Origin of the sequence: Bacillus sp. NP157 (genome assembly GCA_018889975.1) — a bacterium.
Taxonomy (GTDB): domain Bacteria; phylum Pseudomonadota; class Gammaproteobacteria; order Xanthomonadales; family Rhodanobacteraceae; genus Luteibacter.
On sequence record CP076546.1, the window covers coordinates 2,448,226 to 2,471,661 of the forward strand.

The window sequence follows — 23,436 nt, forward strand, 5'->3', positions numbered from 1 at the left end:
GCGTCTCGGGTCGCGTACAACTCAACGACTCGAGGGGAACATCGAATGCGTTCGACCAGACAGCAGCGTGCCCTGTGGGCGGCGCTCGCCGGCCTCATGGCCGTTTCGTCGCTCCAGGCGGCGGATCTTTCCATCACCCAGTTCCGCGTACGCGGCCCCGCAGGCGGTAACGACGAATTCGTCGAGGTGCAGAACACCGGCACCGCCCCGCTGGACGTCACGGGCTACAAGCTCAACGCGTCGAACTCGGCTGGCACCACCGGCACCCGCTTTACCTTCCCGGCAGGCATTACCGTGGCCCCGGGCTGCTACCTGCTGCTGGCCAATACCGCCGCGTCGGGTTACTCGGGCAGCGTGGCCTTCGACCAGAAGTACACCACCGGCGTGACCGACGACGGTGGCCTCGCCCTGCTCGACGCCTCCGGCACGGTGATCGACCAGGTCGGCCTCAGCGCCGGTTCCGCTTACAAGCTGGGCACGCCGCTGGCCAGCCTCGGCAGCAGCAACACCGACCAGGGCTATGGCCGCAAGACCAACGCGGCCAACCTGCCGCAGTCCTCCGGCGACAACGCCGCCGACTGGGTCAAGGTCGCTCCGACCACGCCGCACAACAGCGCGTCCGCCTGCGTTGCCCAGGGCCCGAGCCTGTCCATCGCCGACAGCTCGGCCAGCCTGCGCAACGCCACCGACGTGCCGATGCCGTTCACCGTCACGCTCAGCCAGGTCGGCACGGCCGACGTGACCGTGCATGCCGCCACCCAGGACGACACCGCGACGGTCGCGGCCGGCGACTACGACGCCGTCGACCAGGACGTCACCATCCCGGCGGGCCAGACGACGGCCACCGTTACGGTGAACGTGCACGGCGCCAAGGCATCCGGCCCGGACAAGGCCTTCAAGGTCAACCTGAGCAACGCCTCGGGCAACGTCGCCCTGGCCAAGGCCAGCGCGGTCGGCGCGATCCTCAACGAGATCCCCGTCGCCGCCGAGATCTGGCAGGTCACCGGCCACGACCAGGTCTCGCCGCTGCTCGGCAAGCGTGTCGCAACCAAGGCCAACATCGTCACGGCGGTCGGCCCGGCCGGCTTCACCATGCAGACGCCGGATAGCCGCGCGGACAACGACGCGCTCACCTCCAACGGTATCTACGTGTTCACCAGCACGGCGCCGACCGTGAAGGCCGGCGACCAGGTCGACGTGGAAGCCACCGTCGACAACTACTTCAGCCTGCCGGAACTGAAGAACGCCACCATCACCACGACCATGCACGGCGCACGCCTACCGGCGGCGGTGACGTTCAACGACAAGGTGCCGTCGAACGATCCGAACGCGCTGTCCTGCGGCACGACCAACTTCCAGTGCTTCGTCGGCATGCGCGTCAGCATCGACAACGGCATGATCACCACCGGAAACCTGCGCTTCAGCAACGAGCCATTCGCCGAGGTGTACATCACCACCAACGGCCAGCGTTCGCTGCGCAAGCCGGGCGTGCGTTACACCGTGCCGGTGCCCGATGGCGTGAACCTGCCGAACTGGTCGGGTAACCCGGAAGTGCTGAAGATGAACACGGCCGACTTCGGCGCCGTGCCGGTCAACACCCCGTACAACGCCGGCACCACGTTCAAGGCCGAAGGCGTGATCTCGTACGCGTTCGGTGCGTACACCTTCATCCCCAGCAAGATCACCATCAAGAAAGCCAACCCGCTGCCTCGCCCGGTCGACAACAAGCCGTTCTTCGCGGTGCGCGTGGGTGCGCTGAACACCGAGCGTTTCTGCGACACGGACTTCAACACGACCTTTACCTGCAGCGGCGGCAGCACCGAGCCGACGGCAGACGAAGTCAAGCTGAAGACCCAGCGCCTGTCGGCCTACATCGGCGGCGTGCTGAAGCTGCCGGACATCCTCTCGGTGGAAGAGGTCAAGAGCCTCGCCGTGCTGCAGGGCCTGGCCAAGCAGCTGGGTGACGACTACCCGGCGCAGTACGAAGCGTTCCTGCAGCCGGGCCATGACCCGAGCGGCATCAACGTGGGCTTCCTCGTGCGTACCGACCGCGTCCGCGTGGTGGACGTGCGCCAGCTCGACGCCGATGCCACCTGGGACGATGGCGGCTCGCAGTCGTTCCTGCATGACCACCCGCCGCTGCTGCTCACGGCCGACGTGCCGTCGATCATCGGCCGCATGCGCATCAACGTCATCTCGGTGCATCCGAAGGCGCGCCAGAACGTGGACAAGACCGGCACCACCGCCGATCGCGACCGCCAGAAGCGCTTCCTCCAGGCCCAGTCGCTGGCGAAGCAGGTGCAGGCGTTGCAGACCGACCGAAAGAACCTGCTCACGCCGGTGATGGTCGTCGGTGACTTCAACTCGTACCAGTTCAGCGATGGCTTCACCGACGTGGTCGGCCTGGTCTCGGGCAAGTACGACGACAGCCAGAACCTGCTGAAGCTCGGCAAGAACATCGTCAAGCCGGCGCTGTGGAATGCGGTGGATTCGGTGCCCTCGAACGATCGCTACTCGTTCCTGTTCACCGAAAACTTCGGCAACATCCAGGGCCAGGCCCCGCGCTCGGTGCCGACCCACCAGGTGCTGGACCATGCACTGCTCAACACCGTGGCACGAGGCCTGTTCCTGCAGATGGAATACGGCCGCGGCAACCTCGACGCACCGGTGCAGACGCTGGACGACTCGGCGAAGGAAACCGGCGTGAAGAAGGCGATCGGCTCGTCCGACCACGACGGCTTCGTCGTCGACCTGCTGACCCTCCCCTCGATCCTGTTCTAACGCACCCCCCCTGTAGGAGCGCGCCTGCGCGCGATAGGCCTATCCAAGCCCATCGCGCGCAGCCGCACCCCAAGGCGTTTCTCTAAAGGGCGTCAAAGGGCGTCAAACCCGCCCAAACTGATCCGTAGCCCGAACCAGCTCCCGTGTAATCCCCGGCTCGAACGCCGAATGCCCAGCGTCCTGCACGATGCGCAACTGCGCTTCCGGGAACGCACGGTGCAGGTCCCATGCGCTACGCACGGGGCAGACCACGTCGTAACGGCCCTGCACGATCACCGTCGGGATATGGCGGATCTTGCCCACGTCGCGCAGCAACTGGCCGTCGACTTCGAAGAAGCCCGCGTTGACGAAGTAGTGGCACTCGATACGTGCGAACGCCAACGCGAACTCGTCTTCACCGCTCGACGCGATGTGGCCTTCGTCCTGGTACAGATAGCTGGTGGCACCTTCCCACACCGACCACGCACGCGCGGCAGCCACGCGGGTGGCCGCATCCGGGCTGGTCAGGCGACGATGGTAGGCACTGATCAGGTCGCCGTGCTCGGCCTGCGGGATCGCCGACAGGTAGGTTTCCCACGCGTCCGGATACAGCTGGTCGCAGCCGCCCTGGTAGAACCACTCCAGCTCGCTGCGGCGAAGCATGAAGATGCCGCGCAGGACCAGCTCGCTCACGTGGGCCGGATGCGTCTGTGCATAGGCCAGTGCGAGCGTCGAGCCCCACGAACCGCCGAACACCTGCCACTGGTCGATGCCCAGGTGGGTGCGCAGGCGCTCGATGTCGGCGACCAGGTCCCACGTGGTGTTGTCGGTGAGTTCGGCGTGCGGCGTCGACTTGCCGCAGCCGCGCTGGTCGAACAGCACGATGCGATACTTCTTCGGATCGAAGAAACGCCGGCAGCGCGGATTGGTACCGCCACCCGGGCCGCCGTGCAGGAACACCACCGGCTTGCCGTTCGGGTTGCCGCTCTGCTCGAAGTAGAGGGTGTGCAGGTCGGAGACCTTGAGCGAGCCAACCTCGTAGGGCTCGATCGCGGGATACAGGTCCGGGGAGTCCTGGGCCATGGGCGTGTCCTTGGGGAAAGGGGAAAGACCCCAAGATTACCACCGCCGCCCCACCCGCCCCGCCTACAGCAACTTGCCGGGATTCATCACCCCATTCGGATCCAGCACCCGCTTGATCCCCCGCATCAGGCCAATCTCCGCCTCCGACCGTACGCTCCCCAGCCACGGCTTCTTCACCAGCCCGATCCCGTGCTCCGCCGAAATCGAGCCCTCGTGCCTTGCCAGCGTGTCCACCAGCAAGCTGGTCACGTGCTCGCACTGCTCCACGAACACCGGGTAATCCAGCCCCTCGGGCTTCAGCACGTTGATATGCAGGTTGCCGTCGCCGATGTGCCCGAACCAGACCACCTCGAAATCCGGATAGCCCTCGGCCAGCAAGGCCTGCATCGCGGCCATGAACGCCGGCACGCGGGAAATGCGTACCGAAACGTCGTTCTTGTAGGGCTTGTGCCTCGCCAGGCTCTCGGTGATGCCCTCGCGCAAGCGCCACAGCGCCGCCGCCTGGGCGTCGGACGACGAGATCACCCCATCCACCACCCAGCCGCTCGCCAGGCATTGCTCGAAAAACGCCAGCGCCGCCGCCTCGGCCTTCTCGTCGGCCGCGTCGAACTCGGTGACCACGTAGAACGGATAGGTCTCGTCGAACGGCGCCTGCCCGCCGTGCGCGAGCACGTGGCCGAGCGCGAGGTCGGTGAAGAATTCAAAGGCTTCCAGCTGCAAGCGTTGGCGGGCCTCCGCGAAGACCTTCATCAGGTCATCCATCGCCGGCACCGCCAGCAGCATCACCTGCGACGGCGGCGGTGGCGAGGCCAGCAGCAGGGTCGCTTCCACGACGATGCCGAGCGTGCCTTCCGAGCCGATGAACAAATGGCGCAGGTCGTAGCCCGACGCGTTCTTCACCAGGGACTTGTTGAGGTCGAGCAACTCGCCGCTGCCGGTGACCACCTTGAGGCCGGCGATCCACTGGCGCGTGTTGCCGTAACGGATCACCCGGATCCCGCCGGCATTGGTGGCGATGTTCCCGCCGATCTGGCACGACCCACGCGCAGCGAAGTCCACCGGGTAGATCAGCCCACGCTCGCGGGCAGCGTTGTGCACCGCCTCAAGGGCGATGCCGGGCTGCACGGTCAGCGTGCGATCCACCGGATCGAAATCCAGCACCCTGTTCATCCGGTCCAGGCTGACCACCAGCTCGCCATGGGCGGCCACGGCACCACCGGAAAGGCCGGTGCGGCCACCGGAGGGCACCACGGCCACGCCGGCCGCGTTGGCCCAGCGAACGATGCCCTGGACCTCGGCGATGTCGGCCGGATAGGCGATCGCGAGCGGCGCCGGCGTCCAGCGCCGGGTCCAGTCGCGGCCGTGATGTTCCAGGTCGCCGGGGTCGGTGGACAGCTTCAGGCCAGGCAACTGGCGGGCAAGGTCGGTCAGGCGCGGATCGCTCATGGGGCTCTCACCAGGGTGTCCACCCGAGGGTGCCAGCGCGGCCGCCAGCCGTCCACTGCGCTGCAACATCCGGGCAGCGTTCTGGCATAGTGGAGTTTCGATTCGCAAGCACACCGGGCTGGCCATGAAGCGCACGTCGTACCCCAAAGAGGACATCAAGGTTCTGCTGCTGGAGGGCGTCAGCCGCAGCGCGCTGGATACCTTCCGCCAGGCCGGCTACACCCAGATCGAGTTCCACGAGAAGTCGTTGCCCGAGGACGAACTGCGCGAACGCATCGCCGACGCGCACATCGTGGGCATCCGCTCGCGGACCCACCTCAGCGCCGAGGTACTGGCCGAAGCCCGCCGCCTCATCGCCATCGGCTGCTTCTGCATCGGCACCAACCAGGTCGATTCGACCGAGGCCGAGCGGCTGGGCGTGCCGGTGTTCAACGCGCCCTATTCCAACACCCGCAGCGTCGCCGAACTGGTCATCGCCGAAACCATCATGCTGATGCGGCGGATTCCGGAAAAGAATGCGCAGTGCCATCGGGGCGGCTGGTCGAAATCCGCCGCCGGTAGTTTCGAAGTGCGCGACAAGGTGCTGGGCATCGTCGGCTACGGCCACATCGGCACCCAGGTTGGCGTGCTCGCCGAATCGCTGGGCATGCGGGTGATCTTCCACGACATCGAAGCCAAGCTCTCGCTCGGCAACGCGAGGCCCGCCTCCAGCCTCGACGACCTGCTCGAGCGCGCCGACGTGGTGACGTTGCACGTGCCCGAGACCGCGCAGACCAAGCTGATGATCGGCCCCGCCGAGATCGCGCGGATGAAGCCCGGCAGCATGCTGGTAAACGCGTCGCGTGGCACCGTCGTCGACATCGACGCACTGGCCGCCGCGCTGCGTTCCAGGCACCTTGCCGGCGCCGCCATCGACGTGTTCCCGGTCGAACCCAAGGGTAACGACGATCCGTTCGTGTCGCCGCTGGTCGGCATGGACAACGTGATCCTCACGCCGCACGTCGGCGGCAGCACCGGCGAGGCACAGGAGAACATCGGCATCGAAGTGGCGTCCAAGCTGGTTCGCTACAGCGACAACGGCAGCACGCTCTCGGCGATCAATTTCCCGGAAGTATCGCTGCCGGGCCACCCCACCAGCCGCCGCCTGCTGCACATCCACCGGAACATCCCGGGCGTGTTGTCGCGGGTCAACGACGTGTTTTCGCGCGCCGCGGTGAACATCGACGGCCAGTACCTGCAGACGTCGGGCCAGGTCGGTTACGTGGTGATCGACGTGAGCACCAGCGAAGAGCATGCCGCGGCGCTGCGCAACGAACTGGCCGCCATCGACGGTACGTTGCGCGCACGCGCGCTGTACTGATCGCAGGAATTTGCACTTCATTTCACACGCGAAAGTGGCATACCCTGTGAATCCATCACAGGGAATCGAACATGGCCGTTCTGTTGAAGTGGACGATGGCGTTGGCCATCAGCACGGGCCTGGCCACGGCGGCGCAGGCCGCCACGCTGGATGCGGCACGCCTTCCAAAGGTACGCGCGGCGACCTTTGAAGTCGTCGCCGCCAAGGCCGACGAAAGCAAGGTCGTCTACGACAAACCGCTGCCGGTCGACCAACTCTCGTACCAAGAGCGCACCGACCACTACCGCTCGCTCGGCACCGCCTTCGCCATCGGTGACGGACGCTTCGTCACGGCGTTCCATGTGTTCCTCGAAGGCATCGACTCGCTGCAGGGCCCGTTGATGCTGCGCGACGAGCAGGGCCACGTCTTCGCCATCGACAAGGTGCTGCGTTTCTCGCCGCAGGAAGATTTCGTGGAGTTCAGTCTCGCAAAGGCACCCGCGATCGTGCCGCTTGAGGCAGAGCGCTCGCCGGCCGTCAACGAAACGGTATTCGCGGTCGGCAATGCACTGGGCACCGGCGTCGTGTTGCGCGATGGCCTGTACACCTCCGACACCCCCGAAGAGCTCGACGGCCGCTGGAAATGGATGCGCTTCTCCGCACCGGCATCGCCCGGCAACAGCGGCGGCCCGCTCATCGACGACCAGGGCAAGGTGATCGGCGTGGTCCTGCGCAAGTCGGCGAACGAGAACCTCAACTACGCCCTGCCGATCTCGCGCGTGCTCGATGCTTCCGACCACGAGGCCAGCATCGACCTACCGCAGCACTTTAGCGTAGCGTTCGCCCGCGACACCCGCAGCAATCGCCTGCGCGACACCGTCGCCCTGCCGCTGGGCTACGCCGCGTTCAACCAGCGCCTGTCCACCCTGTTCAACAAAGCCAGTGCCGATGAAACGCGCGCCTGGCAGCACGACCACGCCGCGACGCTGTTCCCGCTCGGCAATGCGTCGCACGACCTGCTCGCGAAGGGCCCATGGACGCAGAGCCTGCCCGCGGTGACCAGGGAAGGCGACGACGGCACGTGGATCCGCACCGACCTGCGCCACGACCGCTCGCCCACCGCGAACAAGGGTTACATCGAGCAAGCCGGCATCGCCGACACGGTGCTCTGGCACATCCATTCCGAGGCCGACCAGCCGGGCCTGGGCCAGGGCGGCCGCCCGGTGATCGAGCAACTGCTCTCGCGCGGCAACATCACCCGCAGCGTCGGCCAGGAGAAGGTCCGCATCACCTCGCTGGGCGAGGCTATCGCCAGCGAACCGTTCACCGACCGGCTGGGGCGCAGCTGGCACGTGGACACCTTCGCCGTGCCCTTCATCGATGGGTGCATCGTGATCGCGACGACGCCGACGCCCGAGGGCGCGGTCGGCATGCTGCGCTTCGGTCGCGCCCGCGAGCGCATGCAGATCACCGACCAGCTGCGCCTGATGGCGGACATGGAAGACATCGCGTACCACGGCACGCTCGCCCAGTGGAAAGCCTTCACCAGCGCCGGTGCGCTGCCCACCGCGCTACGCGACACGTCGATCGGCAGCGACGGCAAGGTTGCGACACTGGCGACCGATGGCCTGCAGGCACGCTGGCCGGCGACTCTGGTGCCGCTCAATCCGCGCACCCAGGTCACCGTGGCGTCGTCGTGGACCGTCGAGAACGGCAACGCGGCCATCCACGCACGGCGGCTGGGCCTGTTGGAGGAGGACGCCCCCAACGCGACGGTGTACATCGACCGCTTAGAGCGCGCGGCCGAGGATTCGCCGCAGGAGGCACTCTCGCGCTGGGCCGACCTGATGAAGCACGCGCACCCGCATGATGGCCAGCCGTACAACCACGACGACTGGCGCATCGTCAGCGAAGTCTACGATCCGGCACATCCGGACGCCGCACAGCACGCGTACGTCATCAGCTATGCGCAGAAGGCCCAGCCGAGCGACGAGGACATGCGGGCGAGGCTGCACGAGGCACGCAGCGCCACGCGGTTGCCCGACGCGCCTTGACCTGAGCATCGTCCTGCTTCAACCGGACCCCGCGCGCCCGCGTCCTGTACTGAGTCGGCCTCCGCCCCGCCATCCGGCATCTTCAATTCTCCCTGCCTGGTCGCGTACGCTGTAGCGACCAACCAGGGGAAATGAACATGGCAGTTCTTGCGAAATGGACGATCGCGGCCGCGATCGGCCTGGCCTGCGCCGGCACCACGGCGGCGGCCGCCACCCTTGATGCGGCGCTGCTGCCGCGCGTCCGGGCCGCCACCTTCGAGGTGGTCTCGGCACGGGCCGACGACAGCAAGGTGGTGTACGAAAAGCCACTGCCGCTCGACCAGATGCCGTATCAGGAGCGCACCGACAAGTACGCGTCCATCGGCACCGCCTTCGCCATCGGCGACAACCGCTTCGTGACTGCCCTGCACGTGTTTGCCGACGGCATCGGCAGCCTGCGGGGCCCGCTTTCGCTACGCGACGAACAGGGCCACGTGTACGCCGTGGACAAGGTGCTGCGCTTCTCACCGCAGCAGGATTTCGTCGAGTTCAGCCTGGTCCAGCCACCCAGGGTGCAACCGCTCGAGGTAGAAGCGTCCCCGGGCACCAACGAGAGCGTGTTCGCCGTGGGCAATGCACTTGGCACGGGCGTCGTCCTGCGCGATGGCCTGTACACCTCCGACACGCCCGAGGAAGTGGATGGCCGCTGGAAGTGGATCCGCTTCTCGGCGCCGGCGTCGCCGGGCAACAGCGGCGGCCCGCTGATCGATGAGAAGGGCAAGGTCATCGGCGTCGTCCTGCGCAAGTCGCCCAGTGAAAACCTGAACTACGCGCTGCCCATCCATTACGTGCTGGATGCCTCGGACAAGGAAGCCGTGGTGGACCTGCCGCAGGATTTCGGCGTGGCCTACAGCACGGAAACCCGCCACTCGCGCCTGCACGACAGCGTCGCGCTACCGCTGACCCAGGCGGCCTTCAACACCCGCCTCGCCACGATGGTCGATACCTCGCTGGCGAAGGAATCGCAGGCGTGGTTGAAGGAACGCGCCGCTACGCTTTATCCGCAGGGCGTCAAATCGCACGACCTGCTCACCCGCATTGCCTGGACGGGTAGCACCCCGGCGCTGATCAGCCAGGACAGCGCCGGCACCTGGGTTCGTCCGGCGGACGACAGTGCCGAGCGCTCGCCGCTGTCGAACAAGGGCTATATCGACCACACCGCGCAGAACGACGTCGTGCTGTGGCATATCCACTCCGAGGCCGACGCACCGGCGATCACCGGTGGCCGCGCCGTCATGGACCCCTTCCTGACCCTGGGTTTCGTCACCCGTAAGGTGGGCCAGGAGCGGATCAAGGTCACCTCCCTCGGCGACCCCGCCTCGACGGAGACCTTTACTGACCGGCTGGGCCGCACCTGGCACGCCGACGCGTTCAGCGTGCCCTTCCTCAATGCGTACCTGCTCATGGTGACCACGCCCGTCCCCGACGGCGCGGTGGGCATGCTGAAGGTGTCGATGGCCAAGGATAAATTCGAGCACGCGTTGCAGATGCGGCTGATGACGGACATGGAAGACGTCGCCTACACCGGCACGCTCGCCCAGTGGCAGGCCTTCCTGGCCCATGGCGCACCCGCGTCCGTGCTGAAGAACGCCACGCTGGGCCACGATGGCCAGGGTGTGACACTGGCCATCGACGGCCTGCGCGCCCGCTGGCCCGCCAGCCTGGTGCCTGCCGGCACGCGCACCGACGTGGCGATGGCCAGCGGCTGGACGATGGAAGACGGCAAGGCCGAGCTGCATGTCGAACGCCTGGCGCTAAGCCAGGAGGATTCACCCAACGCGGTGGTTTACCTCGACAGGTACGAACGTCCCTTCGATGATTCGTCGCAAGCCGCCAACGATGTCTGGAACGACGTGGTGAAACACGCGCATCCCCGCGACGGCAAGCCGTATGAATCCGACGAGTGGCGCCTGATCACCCGTGTCTACGATCCGGCCCAGCCGCAGTCGGCGAGCCATGTGTATACGCTGGGCTACGGCCTGCGCGACAAGACCAGCGATGACGACATGAAGGCGCGACTGGCAGACGCGTCGCGTGGCACCGAGGTGCCGGGCGCGAAGGCGGCACCGGCAAACGCCACCGCCGCCGCAGCGCCGCCCAGCCCGTAACCGCCGTCGTGTTACCCCGGGGGCGCCGCTCAGGCGCCCTCGGCCACCACGCGATGGCGGCCGCGTTCCTTCGCCATGTACAGACGCCGGTCGGCACGGCTGAGGAAGCCCAACACGTCGTCGTCATCCTTCGGCACCAGCGTGTTCACGCCGGCACTCAGGGTCAGGCGCTTGCCGGTGCCCGAGCCGGCGTGCGGGATCAGCGCCTTGTCGACGAGATCCAGGCAGCGCCAGGCCAGCGCCATGGCCGTGGCTTCGTCGGTGTTCGGCAACAGCAAGACGAACTCTTCGCCGCCGAAACGGCAAAGCAGGTCGTCGCTGCCACGGACGATGCCCGACAACGCACTGGCCACCCGCTTCAGGCACTCGTCGCCTTCCAGGTGGCCGTAGCAATCGTTGTATTGCTTGAAGTAATCGATATCGAGCACGACCACGGACAACGACTGGCGCAGCGCCCGCGCGTCGCGCCAGCGCGCTTCCATCACCATGTCGAAACGGCGACGGTTGGCGACTCCGGTGAGGCCATCCTTGAACGAGAGTTCTTCGAGTTCGCGCTGCATGTCGAGCAGCTTTTCCTCGGTGCGCTTGCGCTCGCTGATATCGAACATGAAACCGATCAGCGCGTTCGGCGTGCCATCGTCGTTGCGCACCACGTGCACCACGTCGCGGATCCAGACGAACTCACCGTCCTTGCGCAGCGCGCGGTAGTCCGCTTCGTGGTCGATGCCCGCCTGCGACTGCGCGACGCAGAAATTGAAGACCCACTCGCGGTCTTCCGGGTGCATGCGATCGGCCCAGTCCTGCACGGTCTGCCAGGATTGCGGCGACCAGCCGAGCAGTTCTTCGATCTGCGGGCCGATGTAGGCAAAGCGCAGCGTGGCCCAGTCGATCTTCCAGGGAATGGCCCGGGTCGACTCCAGCAGGGTTCTGTAGACGCCGATGTCTTCGGCAAGGATGGCGTCGTCGATGCTCATGTCAGTGATCCGGTGATTCCAGTACGTGTTCCGCCAATGCGACGCCTTCGAGCGGCAAACCGGCCAGCATCTCGAGGATCGCGAGGGTTTCCTCGGGAGCCTCGGCCAGCGCCTCGCAGCCATCCGCAATAGTGACGTAAATCCGGGGCGCACCGCCCTTTTCGCCACGAACATTTTCCATCAGCCACATGACACTCTCGGGCAGGCTGCGGCGCAGCGCGGCATGGTCATAGCGGCCGCGCATGCCCGCCGGGCTGAGGAACAGCTTCTGCACGATGCTGGGGATCTCGCACCCACGCAGCACCGCCTGGCACGGCGCCGGGATAAAGAAGCCGGTGGCATCGACCAGCCCGATGTCCGCCACGGCATGACCGCTGACCGAACACGCGCCCGCGGCGAGGTCTCCCAGCGAAAGGTCCAGGAAGAATGGATCGATCTGTTTATGCCGGGCCACCCGCGCCCGCGCCACGGCCAGCGCATCTCGCGCCAGCCGCCCTGCGTCCCCACCTGACATCGCTAACCCCCACGGCCCCCCGGCCATGCCACTGAGTGTCTCACCATTATTTATCGGCTGGCGCGTGCCGGGCTTGAATGCCCGTCCTGTCGCGCAGGCGATGGCAGGGTCAGGCCCCGTCGCCCACGCACCAGGCCGTGGGTGGGCTGATCGCCTGGCTTTCGCTGGGGAGGACAGCACACGAGCGCGCGCGACCGCCCGGCGCGGTGAAGGCCTGCCAGAGCACGCTGCGGCCGTCGGCGAGGATCATCCAGGCTCGCTTATGCCCTTCCATGACAACGAAGGCATGGGCAAGCAGCGGTGAATCCGGCTGCACGTTCTTCAGTTTGCCCATCGCGTGCATCTGCTCGACGAACAAGGCGCGATCGGCGATTTCGTCGCCGTCGGAGGCGCCCGGTCGCTCGGTCGGCGTGTAGAACGCCCTGAAAACGCGGACCTCGCTCTTGCCGGCCGCTCGCTGCAGCGCGTCGCTGGCCGTCATCGTCGCCCAGCGCCGACCCACCTCGGCCATGTCGGCCGGGTCGATCCTGCCGCTGTGCAGGGGAATTCGCACGCCCAGCGCGAACTTGCCGGTGGTGTCCTTCGCCCGGAGATCGGCACGAAGGAAAGCATCGGGCGGGTTTGCAAAAGCGATGAGGTTGTCGAGGCGGAACGCCGTGCGAAGGTCGGCCACCGCTTCCGGCGCCTCGGCCTCGGCACGCAAGGCGCCAAGCTCCTCGCGGACGCCGCTGGCGATGTAACTGTCACCGCCCGGTGGTTTGGCCATGTCCATGAACCGGCTTCGGTTAGGCGAACCTTCCGGCAGGAGGTTGCCCACGGCGACCGGTAGCGCCGTGTCGAAGGTGGGCAGCTTGTCCGCATTTTCCCACGGTAGCAGCCACTGCATGCCCGAGGTCGAGCGATAGCTCACTCGGCGACCGTCGGCGAAGGTCGCCGACACGGTGACGAAGGGCTGGTCATCGATGGCGAAGCCAGGGAAGCCGCGGCTCACGGCGGCGCGAAGTACCGCGGGGTTGCGAAACCCATCGCGCCACGCGCGGATGCGCTGGCGAAAATCGTCCGTGGTCGCGCGTGGCAAGAGCTCGGCTTCCTTGCCATCAAGCCATGCCTGCATCCGGCCGGCGTCGATGTTCACGGCCGCAAGGTCGACACTTTCCAGCAGGGGCGCACGTAGCGCCGTGGCGAGCGCTTCCACCCGTGCCACGGGCACCGGCGCATCGACGCGGGTCGTGACCTCGTGCTTATAGGAGATCCCAGCGGTGCCACGCATCCGGTAGCCATCGCCTTCCCGGGTCACGCGCCACGTGGCGGTGTCCGGCACGTCGATGCCCAGGCCCCTCCATTCGTCCCTGATCTCCAGGGACACCAGTGCCAGCGAGCCCGACGCCACAGGCGTGGCGGATGCCGACGGCGGCGCGGCGCGAGGCACGCCCGCGGCGGGCGGCGACTTGCCACACGCCGCGACCATCCCGGCGATGCACAGCACCAGGATGACGCGGCCAGCGAAGCGCTGGGAACGTGGAATCAGGGCATTTCCGTAAACGCGGGCGGCTCCAGCGCGGCCCGTTCGAACTGCCGCAGGGCCATCGCGCCGCGCAGGGCATGCAGGAATGCCAGCCAGAGCAGGATGCCCACGATGACGCCGAACAGCGCGTTGGGCTGGGTGGTCCACTGCCAGATCTTCTCGAAAGTGAAAAGGATCAGGGAGATCCACGCCGCGACCAGCGAATGGCGATAAAGGAACACGCCGAGCACGGCGAAGATGGTGCCGTCGACCACCACCGAACCGGACGCACCGAGAGGCGCGGCATGGCCTGGACCGGAGAGGAGGATCCATGCACCGATGCCGATATTGACGACCGCGACGAAGGCGGCGGCGATCACCCCGCCCTTCATGGCCTGCTGGGCGTCGGCGCGATTGCCGAACGTCGGCCACAAACGATTATCCGAAAAATCCGACCTGCGAGACATGCTCACTCCTCTTTCCCTGGTCCGGACGCATGCGACGACGCACGACCCTTGGCGTCGTTGGGTGGTTGGTCCGTTAGCCCCCTGTGCGCCCATGCAGGCGCCAGCGGGTCCGAGCTTAGATCGCCGGGGCATCGTCGCGCCACTACCCGCGCATGGGATGGTCGTCACACACCCGGCCGTGCTAAAGGAACCATGCTGACGCGGGCACCCGCGGCCCACCCTTCCCGGTGCAAGGAACCCTCGCCCCATGAACCTCGTGCGTGCCCGCCTGATCTGTTTCGTAGCCTTCGGCCTTGCCCTGCTTTCCACCATCGCCTCCGCAACCGATGCGCCTGCCGGGGCGACGCCGCAGATGGGCTTCAACAACTGGAACTCTACGCACTGCCGCGACGAGTTCGACGAGGCGATGATCCGCGGGATCGCCGACAAGTTCGCCAGCCTCGGCCTGAAGGACGCGGGCTACACCTACGTCAACGTGGACGACTGCTGGGCCAACTGGCAGCGCGGCGCCGACGGCAGCCTGCAGCCGAATCCGAAGCGCTTCCCCAGCGGGATGAAGGCGCTCGCCGACTACATCCACTCACGCGGCCTGAAGTTCGGCGTCTACTCCAGCGCGGGCACCTCGACCTGCGAGCCACTGCAGGAAAATCGTGGCTTCCCGGGCGGCCTCGGCCACGAGAAGCAGGACGCCGCCTCGCTCGCGGCCTGGGGCGTGGATTACCTCAAATACGATAACTGCCACAACGAGAAGGTCGACGCGAAGCAGCGTTATACCGCCATGGCCGAGGCCCTGCGCGCGACTGGGCGGCCGATCTTCTACAGCCTGTGCGAGTGGGGCGAGAACAAGCCCTGGCTGTGGGCGGCAAAGGCGCCGGTGATGGCCCAGTCCTGGCGGACCACCGGCGACATCACCGACACCTACGAGTCGATGCTGAAGATCTTCAGGCAGAACGTCGTGCTCGACGCCTACGCCAGCCCGGGCCACTGGAACGACCCGGACATGCTCGAGGTCGGCAACGGCGGCATGACCGACGTCGAGTACCGCAGCCATTTCAGCCTGTGGTCGATCATGGCGTCTCCCCTGCTGATCGGCACCGACCTGCGCACGATCAAGCCGGCAGCCCTGCAGATCCTGCTCAACAAGGAAGTGATCGCTGTCGACCAAGACCCCCTCGGCATGCAGGGCAAGCAGGTCCGCGACGCCGGCGGCGTGCACGTCATCGTCAAACCGATGAAGGACGGCAGCAAGGCCGTGGTCGTGTTCAACGAGACGGGCAAGCCCGTGGACGCGAGGGTAGCCACGAGCGAGATCGGGCTCGCCGCGGGCACGTACCACGTGCGTGACCTGTGGGCCCACGCACAGGTCGACGGCGATGGTTCGCTCACGGTCACCCTGCCCGCCCATGCGACGGCGATCTACCGGATCACCCGCCGCTGAGCGCGCGGGCGACCCGCGAGGCATAAAAAAAGGCGCCCCATTGGGACGCCTTCTTCGAATAATGGTCGGGGTGGCGAGATTCGAACTCGCGACCACTACACCCCCAGCGTAGTGCGCTACCAGGCTGCGCTACACCCCGACAAGCAAACGATTGTAGCAGCTTCGCCCCGGCCTGCGGAAGCAGGATCAGCGGCGCAGCAGCGTAAGCACTTCTTCCAGTTCCAGGCGGACCTGGCGCACGATCTGGTGCGACATGGTGGCTTCGATGCGGGCCTGGGGGCCCTCCAGCCGGGCGCGGGCGCCGGTGATGGTGAAGCCTTCGTCGTACAGCAGCGAGCGGATCTGGCGGATCATGAGCACGTCGTGGCGCTGGTAGTAGCGGCGGTTGCCACGGCGCTTGACGGGCTTGAGGGCCGGGAATTCCTGCTCCCAGTAGCGAAGGACATGCGGCTTGACGCCGCAAAGCTCGCTCACTTCACCAATGGTGAAGTAGCGCTTCGCCGGGATAGCCGGAAGTTCGGTGTTATTCCCTGGATCCAGCATAGCCCTCGACTCTTACCTTGAGTTTCTGGCCAGGACGGAAGGTGACAACCCGCCGGGCCGAGATGGGGATTTCTTCGCCGGTCTTCGGATTACGACCGGGCCGCTGATTCTTCTGTCGCAGGTCGAAGTTGCCGAAGCCCGACAATTTCACCTGCTCGCCTTTCTCGAGGGCCTCGCGCACGACCTCGAAATACGCGTCCACGAATTCCTTGGCCTCACGCTTGTTGAGGCCCACGTCGAGGAAAAGCCGCTCGGCCATTTCCGCCTTGGTCAGCGCCATCTTATCCTCGCAATCTCGCCTTGCATGTCTGCTCCAATGCTTTCACCGCTTCTGCCACGCGAGCGTCGGCATCGTCGTCGGTAAGGGTGCGTGAAGCGTCCTGTAAAATCAAGCCCATAGCGAGACTCTTTCGTCCTTCGTCGACTCCCTTGCCGACATACCGGTCGAACAGCCTCACCTCCTTGAGCACCTCGCCCAGCGCGGCGCGCACGGCGCCCTCCACGCTGGCCCAGGCCACGTCCTCGGGAAGATCCATGGCGATGTCGCGGCGAACGGCCGGGAACCGCGCCACGCGGGTGGCACTGGGCATCCGGCGGGCGAGGATCAGCTCCAGCGCCAGCTCCATCACGTGGACGTCCGGGCCGAGGTCCAGCGCTTTGGCCAGCGCCGGGTGCAGCGCACCCAGGAAGCCGGCCGGCTGGCCGTCGCGCAGCACGCGGGCGCCGCGGCCCGGATGCAGCCAGGCCGGAAGATCCTGTGCGTCGACCGACCAGCGCTGCGGCTCACCCGTGTGGGCGACCAGCGCGTCGAGGTCGCCCTTGAGGTCGAAGAAGTCGACCGCGCGGGAGGCATCGCCCCACTGCTCGGCACGGGCATTGCCCGACGCGACCAGGGCGACGCGGCCGATTTCGTCCGGGGCACCGCCGGTGGCATGGAAGCTGCGCGCCACTTCGAACAGGCGCACGCGCTCCTGCTGGCGGGCGCGGTTGTGACGGAGGGCGTCGACCAGGCCCGGGAGCAGCGAGGTGCGCATCACCGCCAGGTCGGCCGACAGCGGGTTGGCCAGCGGGACCCATGCATGGTCGAGCTGCCAGGTCTTGAGCAGGTCGGCATTGACGAAGGACAGGGTCACGGCCTCGAAGTAGCCACGGGCCGCGATCTGGTCGCGCAGGGCCATCTCCGGCAGGCGCGCCTCGGCCACCGGCTCCAGGGCGATCTTGCCGGCCGGGGTGGTGGTCGGGATGCGCTCGTAGCCGTGGATGCGGGCGACCTCTTCGATCAGGTCTTCCTCGCGCTCGATGTCGAAGCGACTGCTCGGCGGGGTGACCCGCCAGCCGTCGGCGACCTCTTCGACGCCCATGCCCAGCGCGGTGAAGATGCGGGTGACTTCGGCGGCGGCGACATCGATGCCGAGCACGCGGCGCAGGCGCGCATGGCGCAGCAGCACCGGCGCATGGTCACGCAGGTCGTCCAGGCGCTCGGCCACGGTGACCGGACCGGCCTGGCCACCGGCGATCTGGATCAGCAGCCCGGTGGCGCGTTCCAGCGCACGTGCCGGCAGGGCCGGGTCCACGCCGCGCTCGAAGCGATGCGATGCATCGGTGTGCATGCCGAGCTTGCGGGCACGGCCCATGATGGCGGCCGGCGCGAAGTGCGCCGCCTCCAGGAACACGTTGCGGGTGGCATCGGTCACGCGGGAATCGAAACCGCCCATGACACCGGCCACCGCCAGGCCCTTGCCCTCGTCGGCGATGACGACGAAGGACGGATCGAGCTTTGCCTCGCTGCCATCGAGCAGTTTGAGCACTTCGCCCTGGCCCGCGTGGCGAACGACGATGCTGCCGCTGAGCTGGTCGTTGTCGAACGCGTGCAGCGGCTGGCCCAGTTCCATCATCACGTAGTTGGTGACGTCGACGACCGGGCTGATCGGGCGCAGGCCGGCGCGGCGCAGGCGTTCGGCCATCCACAGCGGCGTCTTTGCGGTGGTGTCCACGCCTTCGATGACGCGGCCGAGGTAGCGCGGCGCATCGGCACCGGCTTCCAGGCGCACCGCGCGCGTCGCGCTGCCGGTGACGGCCACGGCGCTGCCGCCGACGGCGCGCACATGGCTACCGAACAGGGCCGCGACGTCATGGGCCAGGCCATGCAGGCCGAGCACGTCGGGACGGTTCGGGGTGATCTTCAGCTCAATGCTGGCGTCCGGCAGGCCGAGGTAGTCGGCAAGCGGGGTGCCGACGGGGGCATCGGCGGGCAGTTCGAGCAGGCCGGAGGCATCGGCATCGATGCCCAGCTCCTTCGCGGAGCAGAGCATGCCGAACGACTCGACGCCGCGCAGCTTCGCGGCCTTGATCTGGATGCCGCCGGGCAGGTTCGCACCCACCGTGGCCAGCGGCACGCGAATGCCGACGCGGGCATTGGGCGCGCCACAGACGATCTGGACCAGCTCGCCCTGCCCTGCATCGACCTTGCACACCTGCAGGCGGTCGGCTTCGGGATGTTTGCTGGCTTCGACGATTTCAGCGACGACCACGCCGTCCAGGCCATCGCCCAGCGGCGTGACGTCCTCGACTTCCAGGCCGGACATCGTCAGCGCATGCACCAGGGCCGCGCGGTCCGCGTCGACGTCCACCAGTTCGCGCAGCCAGTTTTCGGAGAATTTCATGTAGGCGACTCGTAAGCGTTGGGGTCGGCGAAGCTCAGGCGAACTGGCGCAGGAAGCGCATGTCGTTCTCGAAGAACGCGCGCAGGTCGCTCACGCCGTAACGCAGCATGGCGAAACGCTCCACGCCCAGGCCAAAGGCAAAACCGGTGTAGCGCTCCGGGTCGATGCCGCAGTTCGCCAGCACGGTCGGATGGACCATGCCGCAACCGAGCACTTCCAGCCAGCGCGTGCTGCCGTCTTCGGCGTCCCAGCGGATATCCACTTCGGCCGAGGGCTCGGTGAAGGGGAAATAGCTGGGCCGGAAGCGCATCTCGAAATCGCGCTCGAAGAAGGCACGGATGAACTCGGCCAGCGTGCCCTTCAGGTCGGCGAAGCTCGAGGTCTCGTCGACCAGCAGGCCTTCGATCTGGTGGAACATCGGCGAGTGGGTCTGGTCCGAGTCGCTGCGATAGACCTTGCCCGGGGCGATGATGCGGATCGGCGGCTGGCGCCCCTGCATCGAGCGGATCTGCACCGGCGAGGTATGCGTGCGCAGCAGGCGGCCGTCACCGAAGTAGAAGGTGTCGTGCATCGCGCGCGCGGGGTGGTGCGGCGGGAAGTTGAGGGCTTCGAAGTTGTGCCAGTCGTCTTCGATCTCGGGGCCATCGGCGCGCTGGTAACCCAGGCGGCCAAAGATGTCGGAGATGCGCTCGAGGGCACGGGTAATCGGGTGGATGCCGCCGTATTCGCCATCGCGGCCCGGCAGGGTCACGTCGATGCGTTCGGAGGCCAGGCGGCGGTCGAGCTCGGCCTGTTCCAGCGCCTGCTTGCGGGCGCCGATCGCGTCGGTGAGGCGCTCCTTGACCCGGTTCACTTCGGCGCCGCGCGACTTGCGCTCTTCGCCGGAGAGCTGGCCCAGGGCCTTGAGGGCTGCGGTCACCGCACCGTTCTTGCCCAGCAGGGCGACACGCACGGCATCCAGCGCCTCGAGGGAGGCTGCCGACTCGATGTCGCGCAGGGAGGCGTCGATATGCTCGATCGATTCCATCGGTCTTCCTGATTTTTTTCAGGTCCACAAAAAAATGTGGGGAGAAGGCAAGCCTTCTCCCCACGTCATCCATCTTCGCGCGATAGGACTACCGCGCGTGGTAAAGCGGATTACGCAGCCAGACTGGCCTTGGCCTTCTCTGCGATCACGCCAAACGCCTTGATGTCGTGCACGGCGAGGTCGGCGAGGACCTTGCGGTCGACGGCGATCTCGGCCTTGGCCAGGCCATTGATCAGGCGGCTGTACGACAGGCCGAACTGGCGGGCTGCTGCGTTGATACGGACGATCCACAGGGCGCGGAACTGACGCTTGCGCTGCTTGCGGCCGATGTACGCGTACTGACCGGCCTTGATGACGGCCTGGTTAGCTACGCGGAAAACCTTGCGGCGGGCGTTGTAATAGCCCTTGGCACGGCCAATGATCTTCTTGTGACGACGACGGGCGGTAACACCGCGCTTAACACGAGCCATTTCTTGTCTCCCTTAGAGGTACGGCAACATCCGAGCTACACCCTTGGTGTCGCACGGCTTGACGTGGTTGGGAGCGCGCAGGCCGCGCTTACGCTTGGTCGACTTCTTGGTCAGGATGTGCGACTTGAAGGCGTGACCGGCCTTGAACTTACCCGATGCGGTCTTGCGAAAACGCTTCGCAGCCGCCCGGTTGGTCTTGATCTTGGGCATCGGAGTGCTCCCTTTTCAGGTTTCTGACTGATCCGGCGGCGGGCCCTGGGGACCTGCGCTTTCCTTCCTGCCGGGGACGGTTCACGGCCCATCCATACGGGCCGAGCCGGCGATGATACACGGAAATCAGCCCCTTGTGTAGGAGCGCGCCTGCGCGCGAATGGGCGTGCAGCACCCTACAAAGGCCATCCAGGGAAGGTGTAAGAGGCAAACGGAGGAACCATGGCCTGGGGCCAGCCTTATTCGCGCGCGGGCGCGCTCCTACAGAGCCCCGACGGAAAAAAGGCGCCCTGGGGCGCCTTCTCCGGATCAGATCTTCTTCTTCGGACCGATCATCATGACCATCTGGCGGCCTTCAAGACGGGGGAAGGACTCCACCACGCCGTCTTCGCCGATGTCCACCTGGATCTTGCGGGCCAGGTTCTGGCCGAGGTCCTGGTGGGACATTTCACGGCCGCGGAAGCGGATCGTGACCTTGACCTTGTCGCCTTCCTCAAGGAACTCGCGCATCTTGCGCAGCTTGATGTCGTAATCGCCCGTATCCGTGACCGGACGGAACTTCACTTCCTTGATTTCGACCTGCTTCTGCTTCTTCTTGGCAGCCGAGGCCTTCTTCTGGGCTTCGAACTTAAACTTGCCGAAATCCATGATCTTGCAGACCGGCGGATCGCCGTTCGGCTGGATTTCGACGAGGTCGAGACCGTCCTCTTCAGCGCGGCGGATGGCGTCACGGGTGTCCATGATGCCCAGCTGCTCGCCTTCGGGACCCAGTACGCGCACTTTCGGCACGCGGATCTCGTTGTTCTTGCGATTGCCCTTGTTATCGGTCGTAGCGATACCGCTATCCTCCAGAAGAATGATCTAAGTACCGGACCCGCGGCCTAGCGGCGGGTCTCGGCTTCCAAACGTTCGGCGAACTGGGCAACGGTCATGCTGCCGAGGTCTTCGCCACCGCGGGTACGTACGGAGATGGTACCCGTTTCCTTCTCGCGATCACCGACCACGACCAGATACGGCACCCTCTGCAACGTGTGCTCGCGGATTTTATATCCGACTTTTTCGTTGCGCAAATCGGAGTTCACCCTGAAGCCTTGTCCGACAAGGGCTTGGGTCACGTCTTGGACGTAATCGGCCTGGGCGTCCGTAATGCTGAACACCGCTGCCTGAATGGGGGCGAGCCAGGTCGGAAGCAACCCGGCATGGTGCTCGATCAGGATGCCGATGAAGCGCTCCATGGAGCCGACGATGGCCCGGTGCAGCATCACGGGGTGCTGGCGCTGGCTGTTTTCGTCCACGTACTCGGCGCCGAGGCGCTCGGGCATCATGAAATCGACCTGCATGGTACCGACCTGCCAGGCGCGGCCGATCGAGTCCTTCATGTGGTACTCGATCTTCGGGCCGTAGAAGGCGCCCTCGCCCGGCAGTTCCTCCCACTCGACCCCAGCCGCCGACAGCGCCTTGCGCAGGGCGTCCTCGGCACGGTCCCAGACCTCGTCGGCGCCGATGCGCTTTTCCGGGCGCAGGGCGATCTTCATGGCGATGTCGTTGAAGCCGAAGTCGGCATACACCTGCATCGCCTGGGCGTGGAACGCGGCCACTTCGGCCTCGATCTGCGCCGGGGTGCAGAAGATGTGGCCATCGTCCTGGGTGAATGCGCGCACGCGCATGATGCCGTGCAGCGCGCCGGACGGCTCGTTGCGGTGGCAGCCGCCGAACTCGCCGTAACGGATCGGCAGGTCGCGGTAGCTATGCAGGTTGGTGTTGAAGATCTGGATGTGGCCGGGGCAGTTCATCGGCTTCAGCGCATAGGTGCGCTTCTCCGACTCGGTAAAGAACATGTTCTCGTGGTAGTTGTCCCAGTGGCCGGACTTCTTCCACAGGCTCACGTCCATGATCTGCGGGCCGCGCACTTCCTGGTAACCGCTGCGCTTGTAGACGCCGCGCACGTACTGCTCCACGGCCTGCCAGATGGCCCAGCCCTTGGGATGCCAGAAAATCATGCCCGGCGCTTCTTCCTGCATGTGGAACAGGTCGAGCTGCTTGCCGATGCGGCGGTGGTCGCGCTTTTCGGCTTCTTCCAGCTGGTGCAGGTAAGCCTTCAGGTCCTTGTCGTTAAGCCACGACGTGCCGTAGACGCGGGTCAGCATCTCGTTGTTGGAATCGCCGCGCCAGTAGGCGCCGGCCACCTTCATCAACTTGAACGCACGCAGCTTGCCCGTGTTGGACACATGCGGGCCGCGGCACAGGTCGGTGAACTCACCCTGCGTGTAGAGCGACAGCTCTTCGTTCGCCGGGATGCCCTCGATGATCTGGGCCTTGTATTCCTCGCCCAGGCCACGGAAGAAGGTGATCGCCTCGTCGCGGCTCTTCACCGAGCGCGTGACCGGGATCTGTTCCTTGACGATCTTCTCCATCTCGGCCTGGATCACGCCGAGGTCGTCGGGCGTAAACGGACGCTCGTAGGCGAAGTCGTAGAAGAAGCCGTTGTCGATCACCGGGCCGATCGTGACCTGCGCGCCGGGGAACAGGCGCTGCACGGCCTGGCCCAGCAGGTGGGCCGTGGAGTGGCGCAGGATATCCAGCGCCTCGGGGCTCTTCTCGGTGATGATTTCGAGCTTTGCGTCGTGCTCGATCGGGAAGCTGGCATCGACCAGCTTGCCGTCGACCTTGCCGGCCAGTGTGGCCTTGGCCAGGCCGGCGCCAATGGAGGCGGCCACGTCCTGGACGGTGACGGGATGCTCGAACGGGCGCTGGCTGCCGTCGGGTAGCGTGATCTGGATCATGAGGCGGGGTTCCG

General features: G+C 66.3%; 19 protein-coding genes and 1 tRNA gene. 5 read left to right on the forward strand and 15 right to left on the reverse strand.

What is annotated here, in order from left to right:
* Positions 1-45 precede the first annotated feature (45 nt).
* Positions 46-2,781 carry a lamin tail domain-containing protein gene (locus KPL74_11295; GenBank protein QWT18334.1) on the forward strand — a complete coding sequence of 912 codons (2,736 nt, stop codon included), beginning with the start codon at positions 46-48 and terminating at the stop codon, positions 2,779-2,781.
* A gap of 102 nt (positions 2,782-2,883) precedes the next feature.
* Here the strand turns inward: KPL74_11295 and pip are convergent, their stop codons facing one another.
* Together pip and KPL74_11305 are read right to left on the reverse strand one after the other, a co-directional pair.
* The gene (gene pip, locus KPL74_11300; GenBank protein ID QWT18335.1) at positions 2,884-3,843 is read right to left on the reverse strand and encodes a prolyl aminopeptidase; all 960 of its coding nucleotides are present in this window, start codon (positions 3,841-3,843) and stop codon (positions 2,884-2,886) included.
* 63 nt (positions 3,844-3,906) lie between these two features.
* Entirely contained in the window at positions 3,907-5,289 is a 1,383-nt protein-coding gene (locus KPL74_11305) for an FAD-binding oxidoreductase (GenBank protein QWT18336.1), read from the reverse strand.
* A gap of 124 nt (positions 5,290-5,413) precedes the next feature.
* On the opposite strand from KPL74_11305, the gene serA reads away from it, so the two are divergent.
* The 3 genes from serA to KPL74_11320 all read left to right on the forward strand — a co-directional run bounded on the left by serA (position 5,414) and on the right by KPL74_11320 (position 10,829).
* On the forward strand, positions 5,414-6,649 hold the full coding sequence (serA, locus tag KPL74_11310; GenBank protein ID QWT18337.1) for a phosphoglycerate dehydrogenase: 1,236 nt from the start codon (positions 5,414-5,416) through the stop codon (positions 6,647-6,649).
* A gap of 71 nt (positions 6,650-6,720) precedes the next feature.
* The gene (locus KPL74_11315) at positions 6,721-8,682 is read left to right on the forward strand and encodes a trypsin-like peptidase domain-containing protein (protein ID QWT18338.1); all 1,962 of its coding nucleotides are present in this window, start codon (positions 6,721-6,723) and stop codon (positions 8,680-8,682) included.
* A gap of 137 nt (positions 8,683-8,819) precedes the next feature.
* Positions 8,820-10,829, forward strand: a complete 2,010-nt coding sequence (locus tag KPL74_11320; GenBank protein ID QWT18339.1) for a serine protease — start codon at positions 8,820-8,822, stop codon at positions 10,827-10,829.
* Between the two features lie 29 nt (positions 10,830-10,858).
* On the opposite strand, the gene KPL74_11325 is transcribed toward KPL74_11320, so the two are convergent.
* The 4 genes from KPL74_11325 to KPL74_11340 all read right to left on the reverse strand — a co-directional run bounded on the left by KPL74_11325 (position 10,859) and on the right by KPL74_11340 (position 14,288).
* Positions 10,859-11,803, reverse strand: a complete 945-nt coding sequence (locus KPL74_11325; GenBank protein QWT18340.1) for a sensor domain-containing diguanylate cyclase — start codon at positions 11,801-11,803, stop codon at positions 10,859-10,861.
* A gap of 1 nt (position 11,804) precedes the next feature.
* Positions 11,805-12,272 (reverse strand): hypothetical protein, encoded by a 468-nt coding sequence (locus tag KPL74_11330; GenBank protein QWT18341.1) that lies wholly within the window; start codon positions 12,270-12,272, stop codon positions 11,805-11,807.
* A gap of 154 nt (positions 12,273-12,426) precedes the next feature.
* Positions 12,427-13,803, reverse strand: coding sequence for a hypothetical protein (locus KPL74_11335; protein ID QWT18342.1), 1,377 nt, complete (start codon positions 13,801-13,803; stop codon positions 12,427-12,429).
* 38 nt (positions 13,804-13,841) lie between these two features.
* The gene (locus tag KPL74_11340; protein QWT18343.1) at positions 13,842-14,288 is read right to left on the reverse strand and encodes a hypothetical protein; all 447 of its coding nucleotides are present in this window, start codon (positions 14,286-14,288) and stop codon (positions 13,842-13,844) included.
* 247 nt (positions 14,289-14,535) lie between these two features.
* Between KPL74_11340 and KPL74_11345 the strand changes: the two genes are divergently transcribed.
* Positions 14,536-15,726, forward strand: coding sequence for a glycoside hydrolase family 27 protein (locus KPL74_11345; protein QWT18344.1), 1,191 nt, complete (start codon positions 14,536-14,538; stop codon positions 15,724-15,726).
* 62 nt (positions 15,727-15,788) lie between these two features.
* On the opposite strand, the gene KPL74_11350 is transcribed toward KPL74_11345, so the two are convergent.
* The 9 genes from KPL74_11350 to thrS form a co-directional block, all read right to left on the reverse strand.
* Positions 15,789-15,865 (reverse strand) — tRNA-Pro (locus tag KPL74_11350).
* 47 nt (positions 15,866-15,912) lie between these two features.
* Complete coding sequence (locus KPL74_11355; protein ID QWT18345.1) at positions 15,913-16,269, reverse strand: MerR family transcriptional regulator; 357 nt, start codon at positions 16,267-16,269, stop codon at positions 15,913-15,915.
* Entirely contained in the window at positions 16,250-16,549 is a 300-nt protein-coding gene (ihfA, locus tag KPL74_11360) for an integration host factor subunit alpha (protein ID QWT18346.1), read from the reverse strand. The genes KPL74_11355 and ihfA overlap by 20 nt, the downstream gene beginning before the upstream one ends.
* Position 16,550: 1 nt before the next feature.
* Positions 16,551-18,932 carry a phenylalanine--tRNA ligase subunit beta gene (pheT, locus tag KPL74_11365; GenBank protein ID QWT18347.1) on the reverse strand — a complete coding sequence of 794 codons (2,382 nt, stop codon included), beginning with the start codon at positions 18,930-18,932 and terminating at the stop codon, positions 16,551-16,553.
* Positions 18,933-18,966: 34 nt separating this feature from the next.
* Positions 18,967-19,959: a phenylalanine--tRNA ligase subunit alpha gene (pheS, locus tag KPL74_11370; protein ID QWT18348.1), complete on the reverse strand. Its 993-nt coding sequence runs from the start codon at positions 19,957-19,959 to the stop codon at positions 18,967-18,969.
* A 110-nt stretch (positions 19,960-20,069) separates the two neighbouring features.
* Positions 20,070-20,429, reverse strand: a complete 360-nt coding sequence (rplT, locus tag KPL74_11375; GenBank protein QWT18349.1) for a 50S ribosomal protein L20 — start codon at positions 20,427-20,429, stop codon at positions 20,070-20,072.
* A gap of 12 nt (positions 20,430-20,441) precedes the next feature.
* Complete coding sequence (gene rpmI, locus KPL74_11380; protein QWT18350.1) at positions 20,442-20,639, reverse strand: 50S ribosomal protein L35; 198 nt, start codon at positions 20,637-20,639, stop codon at positions 20,442-20,444.
* 309 nt (positions 20,640-20,948) lie between these two features.
* Complete coding sequence (infC, locus tag KPL74_11385; GenBank protein QWT22607.1) at positions 20,949-21,476, reverse strand: translation initiation factor IF-3; 528 nt, start codon at positions 21,474-21,476, stop codon at positions 20,949-20,951.
* Positions 21,477-21,520: 44 nt separating this feature from the next.
* Positions 21,521-23,422 carry a threonine--tRNA ligase gene (thrS, locus tag KPL74_11390; GenBank protein QWT18351.1) on the reverse strand — a complete coding sequence of 634 codons (1,902 nt, stop codon included), beginning with the start codon at positions 23,420-23,422 and terminating at the stop codon, positions 21,521-21,523.
* Positions 23,423-23,436 lie beyond the last annotated feature (14 nt).